This is a genomic window from Streptomyces sp. NPDC001068 (assembly GCF_042897315.1).
GTDB lineage: Bacteria > Actinomycetota > Actinomycetes > Streptomycetales > Streptomycetaceae > Streptomyces.
Genome location: NZ_JBIAYD010000004.1, coordinates 1 through 13181 on the forward strand (window position 1 = coordinate 1; position 13181 = coordinate 13181).

The following is a 13181-nucleotide window of genomic DNA, read 5'->3' on the forward strand; positions in this document are numbered from 1 at the left end:
TCTCCCTGGCGAGGCACTCGACCCGCGCCGCAGGTGGAACCCACCCCGAGTTCAAAGACACCAGGAAACGGGCATCGCGTCACGAACCGCCCTCTGATGGCTGATGTCCTCGCACGGCGGGAAGGCGACCGGAGGCCCGGGCACCCCTTCACGGTCGCGAGCCGGCGGCTGCTGGACGAGTACCGGTCGGGCCAGTGGCACCCGCCGCACTCGTCCGGCGGATGACGGCGGCCGCGTGTTCGAATCGCCCCTGCAAGATAGTTGGCGTACAGGTGATGTCGCGGTGTCGTACGTGCGAACGGGTGGCTGCGGCCGGGTGGGTTGTTCAGAGCTTGCCAAAGGGGTGTTCAGGGTTGCCAAAAGGGATCTTGTCATCTCCTTCACGTGGCGCTTACAACTTGTCGCCGCAGCCTGTGCGTTTACGGCCAAGCCCGAACGCCTCCGGCTGTCTCTGTTTCCTGGCGGTGCGTTCGTGAAGGTCGGTGGGTGGGGTGCGTCCGCTGTCGCGGTGGCGTGTGTGGCTGGCCGTGGTGCCGTTGCTGGTGTCCTTCTGGGCTCAGGAGGGAGGCGCGGCCTACGCGGCGACGCGGCCGTCCGCCTCCCTGGGGGCCGGACTGGACCAGGTCTGGAAGTGGCTGTCGGGCTCCGACGGTCCGGGCCCGGGGTCGAAGACCGGCTCGGCGCATGACGTGCGTGCCGCGAAGAGTGGTCCCGGACGGCCCTCGGGGAAGGCACCGGGCAAGGGCAAGGGGCAGTTGGCCGCCTGGAAGACGCCGAGCACCCGAGCTGAGAAAGAACGTTCCGGCAGGGCGTCCGTGGGTTTCGACCCGAAGACGAGCAAGCGTGTCGCCGCCAAGTCCGGCGCGCAGTTCGACTACTTCCAGAACACCGACGGGTCCTTCACCCGGAAGATGTCGCAGTCCCGGATCAACTACAAGGACGACACGGGGACCTGGAAGTCCATCGACACCCGGGTGGCGAAGGACGACGACGGCCGCTGGCACGAGAAGGCGAACTCCCTCGGCGTGTCCTTCGCCCCGGCCACGGCGGGTTCCGTACGGCAGTCCGCGCTGCGGGCCGGCGGCACCGGCTCGGTCGTGCCCGCCGCCCTGAGCTGGAAGACCACGTCCGCCGTCCAGGCCGACGATCCGACGGCCACCCCCAGCCCCACCGTCAGCTCCGGTACCTCCGCCCAGGGTGATCTGGCCACGCTGACCATCTCCGACGCGGAGTCGGTGTCCTGGTCGTTGGCCGGTGCCAATGCCGTGTCCGGTACCGCCTCCGGCTCGTCCGTCGAGTACGACGGCGTCCTCACCGACACGAACCTCGTGCTCGCGCCGACCGCCGACGGCGTCAAGGAGTCCCTCGTGCTGGCCTCGGCGAACGCGCCGACCAGCTGGGTCTTCCCGATGTCGCTCAAGGGCCTGACGCTCACCACCGCAGCGGACGGGACGGTGGAGCTGGTGGACGGCAGTGGCACGGTCGCCGCCGCGCTGCCCCAGCCGTTCGCCCGGGACTCCTACGTCGACCCGGCGACCGGAGAGTCCCACGACAACTGGGGCATGACCTACAGCGTCACCGACGTCGACGGCACCCCGGCCGTGAGGATGTCGCTGGACACCTCCTGGCTGTCCGGCTCCGACATCGCGTTCCCGGTGACCGTCGACCCGACGATGACGGTGTCGACCGCGGGCCAGACCCTCACGACGTACGTCTACTACCCGAACACCGCCGACTACTCGTCGGACACGACCATGCGAGTCGGGACCCCGGACGGCGGCGCCTACATCGGTCAGGCGTTCATGAAGTTTCTGGGGTTGCCGGACAGCGACGGCTACCACATCAGCGCCGCCTCCCTGCACCTGTTCGACGTGTGGGCGTACACGTGCAGTTCGTCCACCTCGTACAACGTCATGCCGATCACGGAGCAGTGGTGGGTGACCGGCAGCAAGTCCTGGTCGGACCGGCCGGCGACGGCCGCGTCCATAGGCACCTGGTCGGGCACCGTCTCCGACACCGTGTGCGGGAACACCTCCGTCTCCACCGGCACCGGCCAGTGGCAGACCACCAGTCTGGACACGGACTGGTTCCAGAAGGTGGCTCTCGGCGAGACCAGCAACTACGGCCTGTCCGTGTTCTCCTCGGGCACCAGCTCCAACCAGTGGAAGAAGTTCGACTCCTCCCAGGTCGACTCGCACGCGCCGTACATCACGGTGACCTACAGCAAGAACTCGGTGCCGGACATCGAACGCACCAACCCGGCGGCCGGCTTCGTCTCGCCGTCGTTGCGCCCGCAACTGCAGGCCAAGGCCGTCGACCCGGACACCTTCCCCAACTCCGCCCTCAAGTTCGACTTCGCCGTCTACACCTCGGCGGGCAAGCAGATCGACACCTCCGGCTGGCAGACGTCCACCAAGTGGACGGTCCCATCCGGCGACCTGGACTGGTCGACCTCGTACTACTGGACCGTCTCCGCCAACGACGGCTGGTCGACGACCACGAGCGGCACCAGATCCCTGTCCACCCTGGTAGCCCAACCCCTGGTCGCCTCACGCCTGGCGCAGAACGGCGGGCACGGCTACGACGAGGAGGCAGGCAACTTCACCACCTCCGCCACCGACGCCGACGTGTCCACCGTCGGCCCGGACCTGCAGGTGGCCCGCTCCTACAACTCCCTGGACACCAGTACCGCCGGGGCGTTCGGCGCGGGCTGGTCGGCGCTCGCCGACATGCGCGCCGTCGTGGACGACGACGGATCCAAGAGCGTGGTGATCACGGACGACGGCGGCAAGCAGCAGCGTTGGGGTTATTCAGCCTCCGGCTACACCCCGCCCACCGGCACCTACGGCACCTTCAAGGCGCTCTCGGCCGGATATTCGCTGACCGAGACCTCGGGCACGACCTACATCTTCGACACCGGCGGAGGCACGAACGTCTGGCTGCTGTCGCAGATCAAGACCCACGCCGGCCTCACCGAAACGCTCACCTACGACACGTCGCACCGCCTGAGCACCATCAAGAACAACGTCTCCGGCCGCACCCTGTACTTCGCCTGGTCGAAGCCGTCAGGCGCCGCCCACTACCACGTGCAGACGGTCACGACCGACGCGGCCACCAGCGGTGACACCAGCACCGCTGCGCTGTGGAGCTACGGCTACACCGGCGACCGGCTCACCTCGGTGTGCCCGCCCGCCACCTCGGCTCCGTCGACCGCGTCGACCTCGTGCTACGCGTACACCTACGAGTCCGGCTCCAATTTCCCGGCCGCCGCCCTGGACGCCAACCCGAGCGGGTACTGGCGCCTCGACGAGGCGTCCGGCAGCACCACGGCCGCTTCCTCGGTCCTGGCCAACGAGCAGACGGACGCGGGAAGCTACAAGTCGGCCACGCTCGGCGGCTCCGCCGGACCGCTCACCGGATCCTCGGCGACAGCCGCGACCCTCGCGGGCAGCGGATACGTCAAGGTGCCGGCCGGGCTGCTGCACGCCAGCACCACCCGCGCGGTGTCGCTGTGGTTCAAGACGTCCAAGAAGGGCGTCCTGATCGGTGACCAGTCCAAGTCGGTCACCGGCGCCACCGCGGCCTCCGGCACCTGGACGCCGGTCCTGTACGTGGGTTCGGACGGCAAGCTGCGCGGCCACTGGTGGAGCGTGAGCGGCTCCGGCAGCGCCGACTTCGGCTCCACCGGCACCGTCACGGACAACGCCTGGCACCACGCCGTGCTCAGCTCCGACGGCAGCACCCAGACCCTGTACCTGGACGGCACCAAGCAGGACACCTTCTCGGGCACCCCGGACGACCAGTCGAACGTCGACACCTACATCGGTGCCGGGTTCGCGGACTCGTGGATCGACTCCCCGGGCGCCGTCAGCTACTTCACCGGTTCCATCTCCGACGTCTCCTTCTACAGCCACCCCCTCACCGCCTCCCAGGCGGACGACCTCCACGCGGCAGGCACCACCAGCGCGGCCTTGCTGACCAAGGAGGTGAGCCCGGCCGGGCGCACCGCCGCGGCCGTCGCCTACGACACCGATGCCGACCGCCTGACACAGGTCACCGACGAGCACGGCGGCACCTGGAAGCTCGGCGCCCCCACCGTGGCCGGATCCAGCGCGGTCTTCCGCGGCTCGGTCCTGGGCGCCGACCCGGCCGGGTACTGGCAGCTCGGCGACGACAGCGACGACGGTTCGGCGGCCTACGCGGACGACGAGGTCGACGGCGGTGACGGCACCTTCAACAACGTCACCCTCGGGGTGAGCGGGCCGTTCAGCGCCAAGGACAGCACCGCGAACACCGCCGCCTCCTTCGACGGCACCGACTCCTATGTCTCCGTCCCCGCCGACCTGCTGCACACCGACACCAAGCGCAGCGTCGGCATCTGGTTCAAGACGTCCACCGCCGGCGTGCTCATCGGTGACCAGTCGACCGCCATCGACGGGGCCACCGCCGCCGCCGGCACCTGGACGCCGGTGCTGTACGTGGGCTCCGACGGCAAGCTGCACGGCCACTGGTGGAGCGTGAGCGGCTCCGGCAGCGCCGACTTCGGCTCCACCGGCACGGTCACCGACAACGCCTGGCACTACGCGGTGCTCAGCTGTGACGTCGACAGCCAGGCGCTGTTCCTGGACGGCACCAAGCAGGACACCTTCTCCGGCACCCCCGCCGACCAGTCCAACACCCTCACCTACATCGGCGCGGGCTTCGCCAAGAGCTGGCTCGACTCGCCCGGTGACGTCAGCTACTTCAAGGGCTCCATCGCCGAGGTCGCCTTCTACGGCCACAATCTGACCTCCGCCCAGGTCGCCACGCAGTGGAACGCCTACAAGCAGGCGGGCGGCACCGTCGCCACCGAGTCCGTGGCCGTCACCGACCCCGGGAACAACACCCTCAGCAGCACCTACGACCTGTCCGACGGCGGCCGGATCCTCACCGACACCGACGGCACGGGCGCCACCACCTCCTACGGGTACGACACCTCGGGCTTCGTGTACACCACGACCGACGGCAACGGTGACGTGACCACAACCGGTCACAACTCCCGCGGCGACGTGGTCTCCCGGACCACGTGCCAGGACCAGTCGGCGGCCAAGTGCTCGACGTCGTACTTCACGTACTACCTCAACACCTCCTCCGACACGGATCCGCGCAATGACCAGCTGCTGACCTCCTCCGACGGCCGCTCGGCCGGCTCGACGGACACCGCCTACCAGACCGTCAACAGCTATGACACCAACGGCAACCTGCTGAACACCACGACACCGGCGGTCACCGGCCACAGCGCGGGCCTGACGACGAAGAAGACGTACACGACGTCCACCACGGCCGGCTACGTATCCGGCACGGTCGCCCCCGCGGGCCTGCTCGCCTCGACCACCACCCCGGGTGGCGCGGCGACCTCGTACGTCTACTACGCCAATGGAGACCTCGCCCAGGAGACCTCGCCGCTCGGCCTGGTCACCCGGTACACGTACGACGCCGTCGGCCGGGTCCTGACCAAGACCCAGATCTCGGACACCTATCCGGCCGGTCTGGTGACCCGCTACACGTACGACCCGCTGGGCCGCGTCCTCACCGAACTCGACCCCGGTACCACGAACGCCGTCCGGGCGAACGTCGTCCACACGGCCCTGACGACCAGGACCTACGACGCCGACGGCAACACCCTCACCAGTACGGTCTCCGACACCACCGGCGGCGACACGGCCCGGAGCACGAGCACGGTCTACAACGACGTCGGCGAACCGAAGACCGTCACAGACCCCGAACAGCACACCACCGCCTTCACCTACGACTCCTACGGCAACAAGCAGACGGAGACCGACGCCGACGGCCAGTCCTACGCCTTCACCTACGACGCCGACGCCAACCAGCTGACGACGACCCTCACCAACTACACGGGCTCGTCGGCCACTCCCGGCGGCTCCGCCGCCAAGCTTCTGGAGCAGCGGACCTACGACGGTGCCGGCCACCTCCACACCCTCACCGACGGCATCGGCGTCACCACGACCTACGCCTACTACGACAACGGCCTGACGAAGCAGATCACCCGCACCGGCTCCGCCGGCACGGGCTACGTCGACGAGCAGGACTCCTACGACGACGCGGGCAACCTCACCGCGAAGACCACCGCCAACGGCACACTCACCACCACGTACACGGTCGACGCCGCCGACCGCACCACGGGCACCACCGAGGACCCGAACACCCTCGGCCGGTCGACCACGTACACCTTCGACTCCGACTCGCGCGTCCTGACGTCCACCCAGACCGACCGGGCCGGCGACCCGGCGCAGAAGTGGACGTACACCTACGACGCGGCCGGTGACACGCTGTCCTCCGCGCAGTACGTCTCCAGCTCTCTCACCCTCACCACCAGCGCCACCTACGACAAGCGCGAACTGAAGGTCACCTCCACCGACGCCGAGCAGCAGGTCACCCACTACGCCAGCGACGAGGCCGGCCGGCCCACCACGACCACCAGCCCGACGATCACCGTCACCGCGCCCGGCACCGGCGCCACGGACACCGAGTACCCGATCACCCTCGACGGCTACGACACCTTCGGCGACCGCACCGAGGCAGAGGACGCGGACGGCCACATCACCGCCACCGCCTACGACCGGGACGGCCGCAGGACCGGTACCACCCTCCCGTCGTACAACGGCACCTCGGCCACCACCGCGTGGACCTACGACGCCGCGGGCGACGTCCTCACCGAGACCGACGCCAAGGGCGAGACCGACTACGCCTACGACCAGCTGGGCGACCTGGTCAAGCGGACCAACCCGGCGATCAGTATCTCCGGCACCGCCACCCGGGGCACCTACTCCTACTCCTACGACTTGGCCGGCGACCAGCTCACCGAGACTTCCCCGTACGGCTCGGTCACCCACCACGGCTACGACGACCTCGGCCGCGACAGCAGCGCCTGGAAGTACGTCTACACCTCCACGACCGCACAGACGAAGCAGGAGGTCGACACCGCGTACGACAGCGCGGGGCGGGTCGCCTCCACGACGTCCGTCACCGGTGTCTCCGACGGCTACACCTACGACGCGCTCGGCAGGACCCGGACCGTGTCCGACACGACCGGGGACACCACGTCCTACACCTACGACCTGCGTGACGACGTCATCAAGACGGTCCTGCCGGATCAGAGCGTCCAGACGGCGACCTACGACGCGGCCGGCCGCAAGACCGCGACCGCTAACCAGACGTCGGCCGGCACGGTGCTCTCGTCCACGTCCGCGGCCTACACGAACGACGGCCGACTCCAGACGGCCACCGATGCCCGTCAGCACACCACGAGCTACGAGTACGACGCCGTCGGCGACCTGACGAAGCAGACGGAGCCGGTCACCGACGGCACCAGCATCACCACCAGGTTCGGCTACGACACGGCCGGCCACCAGACCGCGTACACCGACGGCAACGGCGACCCCACGTACTACACGTACAACGCGCTGGGCCTGCAGGCGAGCAAGGAGGTCCCGGCGGTCACCGGCTACACGAGCGACGCCGACCGGACCACCACCTACACCTACGACGAACGAGGCCGACTCGTCACCCGGACCGACCCCGGTGGCGTCACCCTCAGCAACACCTATGACGCCCTGGACGACCTGACCGCACAGACCGGTACGGGCGCCGACGCGGCCACCGCCGACCGTCACTTCGCCTACTCGCTGAACGGACACCTGGTGGCCTCGGCCGTCGGCAGCACCTGGGAGTACTACGACACCAACGCGCTCGGCGACGCCCTCACCACCTCCGGCCAGGCGGGCAGCTCGTCCTTCACCTACGACGCCGACGAGAACCCGGCCACCCGCACCGACGCCTCCGGCACCAGCAGCTACACCTATGACACCGACGGCCGCCTGCACACCGACACGGACGCGGCGACCGGCACCGCCCTCACCTACCGGTACAACTCCCTCTCCCAGCCGATGTCGGTGACCTACGGCACCTCGGGCGACGTCCGCAACTACGGCTACGACTCCCTGCACCGCCTCACCTCCGACATCCTCACCACCGCCGCCGGCACCACCATCGCCTCGGTCGGCTACGACTGGGACAAGAACGACAACCTGACGTCCAAGACCACCACGGGATTCCAGGGCGCCGCGACGAACTCGTACACCTACGACTACGCCGACCGCCTCACGTCCTGGGCATCCGGCGCCACGACCACCGGCTACACCTACGACGGCGACGGCAACCGCCTGACCGCGGGCGCCAAGACCTACACCTACAACGCTCGCGATCAGCTGACCTCCGACGGAACGCTCGACTACAGCTACACGGCACGCGGCACCCTCGCCGCCAAGGGCTCCACGACATACACCTTCGACGCCTACGGTCAGCAGGCCACCGCCGGAGCCACGGCCTACACCTACGACGCTCTGGGGCGTGCCATGACCGACGGCACGACCGCACTCACCTACTCCGGCACCGACAACACCGTCGCCTCCGACGGCACGACCACCTACAGCCGCGATCCCTCGGGCGCCCTCACCGGCGAGTCCTCAGCGGCCGGGGCCACCCTGGCCTGGACCGACCTGCACACCGACGTCATCGGCCAGTTCACGGCGACGGGCAGTACGCTGACCGGATCGGCCAGTTACGACCCGTGGGGCACTGTCTCCGCCTCCACGCTGACCGGCAGCGCGGGCTACCAGAGCGAGTACACCGACCCGGCGACGGGCAACGTGAACATGGCCGCCCGCTGGTACAGCCCCGGCACAGGCGGCTTCGACTCGGCGGACACGGTCGACAACCCGGCGGTCGGCAGCAGCGTCAACGCGAACGACTACGCCTACGCGAACGACGCACCGCTCACCGGGACCGACCCGAGCGGGCACTGCCTGTGGGACCTGTGCATCGGAGAAGCCGAGGGCGCCTACCTCCTGGGCACGGCCCTGGTCGGCACCTGCATCGCGTACTGTTCCAGCCTGTCCAACAGCATTTCGGACGCATGGAACTCAGTATCCAGCTGGGGGAGTTCCAGCTCCACCACGCACAGCCACTCCCATGCCGCCAGCTCCAGCGGCAGCGCCACCCACGCCGCGTCCGGAGAGTGCGTCGACTACTGGTCGATGGCCTGCGAGACCCGTTACAGCAGGCCCTCGCACAGCGGCGGCCGTTCCTCCTCGGGATCCGGCTCCGGGGGCGGCGGCTCCGGCGGCGGCACGTGCTACTACTGCGGCGGCGGGGGCAGCGGCGTCAGCGCCGCGGAACAGGCGGCCGCCGCGGCCAGGGCAGCTGCGGCAGCGGCAGCCGCCGCCGCGGCGCGCCGCGCGGCGATCCGCGCCCACGCCATCAAGATCACCGCGTCCATCGGCAAGTCCACGCTGAAGGTCCACTCGATCTCGGCCGCGGCTGAGCCACCGACCGTGAGCATCAACATCGGCAACTCGGTCCGCAATGCCGCTTCCGCCGTCGCCGCCGGCCTCACGACCGCCGCCGTCTGCGTGGTCACCGGTGCCTGCGCGCCCCGCGACGACGAGTCCTCAACCTGCGCGGCGAACGGCGACGGGTGGGTCGACTACCAGAGCACGGATCCCTCGCACGGCGGCCGCGCTCAAGGCGTGACCGCCTGCCTGAACGAGCAATTCGTGGACGACCATGCTGGATCGGCCACGACCAAGGACATCCGTCCACCCGGCTACGCCTGGGCACAGCGGTACGCCCGGCACCTCGGTGCGGTGCCCAAGGTGTCGGTGAACAACTGCCACCTCCTCGGCAGCCAGCTCTCCGGTTCCGGGACCGACCTGAGAAACCTCTCGACCTGTGGGCGGGACGCGAATGCCTTCCCCGAACGGGGCGGGCTGGGGGCCATGGACAACATGGTTCAATTCGAGAATCAGGTGCAGGCCCAGGTGGAGGCGGGTGAGACTGTTCTGTACTCCGTACACCCCAGGTATGTGGGCAACCGCGTCACAGCTGAGGCTTACGTGATGACCGCCACGGCCTGGGACCGGGACGGGAACCTGGTCGGGACCACCACTCGGGAAGTGGTGAACCTCATGAACACGCCACAGGGCTGGCGCAACCTGGGCACGGTGGTGGACTCGCGCACCGGCAGGGACGTTCCCACGTCATGACCAACACATCGGATCTCGCCACGAGGACACCATGCACTGGGCTGTAGAAGAACTGAGCCGTGTCATGCCCCCGCCCCCGGACGGTGGCGACACGGTCGACTGGGACGCACTGCGGACCGATACCGGGTGGGAACTCCCAGCCGACTACCGCGACTTCGTCGCGACGTACGGTATGGGGACGATCAGTGACTCGATGGGCGTCCGCACGCCGCCCTTCGAGGGGTATCCGTACGAGGACCACTTGCTCTTCCGGGCCGAGCGGCCACCTGAGGGCGGGGTGCTGACCTGGGCTTCGAACGAGGCCGGTGACGACTTTATGTGGCGCTGTGCGGGTGAACCGGGTCAGTGGCAGGTGATCTTCCGGCCCAGGAACCGTCGCCAGGAACACGTGTACGGCGTGGGGATGGCCGAGTTCCTTCTGCGTCTGGTGGAAGGGGAGATCCGTCCGCCGCTGGGGGCCGAGCTCGCCATGCCGGCCACGTTCGAATCATGGCGTGAAGAACAGCGTCTGCTCGACGAGGGCGACGACCTTGAAGGCTTCTGACCCTGGTGCCCTCCCTTCGCTGTTCCTGCCGGCGACTTCGGCCTCACCGGGTGCGACATCAGCAACTTCTGAGAACGAGGAACAGAGGGCGTACCGATGACATTGCGCGTCTCACGGCGGCGCCTGGGGGCCCTGCTGGGTGCAGGGGCGGCCCTGGTGACGGCGGGTGTCCTGGTGTGGTTCCTGCGTGCTGCTCCGGAGGACGGCGTGCACGCGCCGGAGCCGGTGTCGCATGTCGACACCGCGACCCGGGATTGTCTCCTGACATCCACAGACGTGGACACGACGGGCACGTGGGCCGCGATGCAGAAGACGGCCGGGGCGCGTGGCTCGAACATCGTCGTCCAGCGCTACCGCCTGCCGGCCGGGGAGGACGCCGTCGCTTACGTCAACACGCTCGTGCGGCTTCGCTGCTCGGTGGTCGTCACCACGGGCACCGCAGCTCGCTCGGCTGTCGCCCTCCGCCTCGCGTCGGGGGGCACCCCGCATGTCCGCTTCGTGGTGATCTCCGGCCGACCGTTGCGCGGGACCACACATCTGGACCCGGACGCGGTGAGTGTGCGGAGCCTCTCCGACGCGGTTGCCGGGTGACAGGTGGCTGCGCCCGCGTGAGAACCTCACCCCGACAGATCGGCGGCTGGCCGGCGAGAACCTCGTCCTGCCTGGTGCGGGCCGGCGGGCCGGTGGTCACGGACGCTGAGGCCAGGCGGCATACCGCCAACCTCACGCCCGAAGCCTCTCGGTCGACTGTCCCCGGGAAGTCCCACTGGCCGCATCGGGCCCTTCGCCTTACTTGAAGTACTTCTCAGTAACACTGTTTTCGCACTTACGTACGCGACCGCGTCACGCCGGAGCGGTGCAGGCCGGGTACACCCGCCTCGGCAGCAGTCTGATCTCCTAATAGGACTCCGTTAGGTCTTTCGGTTTGCGCTGATCAAGAGCATGTTGGGGTGGTGGACTTAGATGAAGTGAGGCGTGTTCGGGCGACGTTGGCGTTGTTCGTGGCCGATGTGTTTGCTTCGGTGCCGCGGAAGGATCAGCGGGCCAAGGGGGACTGTTATCTGCGGGGACTGATGCTGGACGGGCGCCGCAAGTCGATCCAGGCGATGGCTGCGCGGCTGCCGGACGGCAATGAGCAGAACCTGCAGCAGTTCGTGAACCAGTCGACCTGGGATCCGGCGCCCGTGCAGCGGCGGATCAATGAACGGCTGCTGCCGAGGGTCGATCCGGTGGCCTGGGTGATCGACGATGTGTCGATGCCGAAGGACGGCCGGATGTCGGTCGGGGTGGCTCCGCAGTACTGCGGAGCCCTGGGCAAACGGGCGAACTGCCAGGTCGCCGTCAGTGTCCACGCTGCCAGTGACACTGCCTCGTGCCCCCTGCAGTGGAGGCTGTTCCTGCCCGAGGAATGGACTGCGGACAGCCACCGCCGCACCAGGACCCTGGTTCCGGCCGAGGTCGCGCACCGGGAGAAATGGCGGCTGGCCCTGGACATGCTCGACAGCCTCGCGCGCTGGGGGATGACACCGCCGGCGGTCGTGGCCGACGCCGCCTACGGCACCAACGCCCACCTGCGGGCCGGCCTGTCCGCGCGAGGACTCACCTACGTCCTGTCCATCCGGTCGGACGTGAGCGCCCACCCCTTCGACGCACAGCCCATGGCTCCGGACCGCAAAGGAGATGTGGGCTGTTGGCCTCAGCCTCGCTACCGCCAGAAGGCACCGTCAGTGGCAGTCCTTGCCACCGACCTCGGCCCGGAGGCGTTCACCCCGCTCACATGGCGGCAGGGCTCGAAAGGGGAGTTGCGTTCCCGCTTCGCGGCCGTGCGCGTGCGTCCGGCAGGCAAAGCCGTCGAACGACCGATCAAAGCAGCGGTCTCGGCAGAGCAGGGCTGGTGGGACGGAGTTCTGCCCGACTGCTGGCTCCTGGCCGAATGGCCCGTCGGAGCCGAAGCGCCCAGCGAATACTGGCTGTCCAACCTCCCGCCCGACACCCCGATCGCCGACCTGGTCCGCCTGGCCAAGGTCCGCTGGCGCATCGAGCACGACTACCGGGAGCTCAAACACGGCCTCGGCCTGGACCACTTCGAAGGACGCTCCTGGCCCGGCTGGCACCACCACGTCACCCTCGTGACCGCCGCCCACGCATTCCTCACCGAACAGCGCCTCGCCCCAAAAGCACCGCACCCAGCCTCACCCTCTACCAGATCCTCGACGCACTCCAGGACACCCTGAGGTGCTGGACCGGGACCTGCACCAGCTGCCACCAACCCCTCCCCATCCGAACCCGCACGACAACAAGATCAAGAAAGACCTAACGGAGTCCTATTAGGCGGCGCTCGCGTCGAGGCGGCCGAGCACAACGTCGAGGTCGTCAGTCATGCGTGAACTCTACGAGTTTCAGGTGTGGTTCGCCCCTGTACCCGGCCTCGCGGTGACGGGCGGAGTGCCTCCTCCTGCTCTTTCGGCATCACGCGAACCAGCCCTCAACGAAAGGGTGTTCGGTCGTAGGATGTGCCGCGAACGGTCCCCGCC

General features: G+C 68.6%; 4 protein-coding genes. All 4 read left to right on the top strand.

Annotation, left to right across the window (positions count from 1 at the left end; genetic code table 11):
* Positions 1 to 491: 491 nt before the first annotated feature.
* Complete coding sequence (locus ACFY3I_RS12330; protein ID WP_390860520.1) at positions 492 to 10103, top strand: LamG-like jellyroll fold domain-containing protein; 9612 nt, start codon at positions 492 to 494, stop codon at positions 10101 to 10103.
* 31 nt (positions 10104 to 10134) lie between these two features.
* Positions 10135 to 10647 (top strand): hypothetical protein, encoded by a 513-nt coding sequence (locus ACFY3I_RS12335; RefSeq protein WP_390860521.1) that lies wholly within the window; start codon positions 10135 to 10137, stop codon positions 10645 to 10647.
* Positions 10648 to 10821: 174 nt separating this feature from the next.
* The gene (locus ACFY3I_RS12340; protein WP_390860522.1) at positions 10822 to 11238 is read left to right on the top strand and encodes a hypothetical protein; all 417 of its coding nucleotides are present in this window, start codon (positions 10822 to 10824) and stop codon (positions 11236 to 11238) included.
* Positions 11239 to 11600: 362 nt separating this feature from the next.
* The gene (locus ACFY3I_RS12345) at positions 11601 to 12881 is read left to right on the top strand and encodes an IS701 family transposase (RefSeq protein ID WP_390860523.1); all 1281 of its coding nucleotides are present in this window, start codon (positions 11601 to 11603) and stop codon (positions 12879 to 12881) included.
* Positions 12882 to 13181 lie beyond the last annotated feature (300 nt).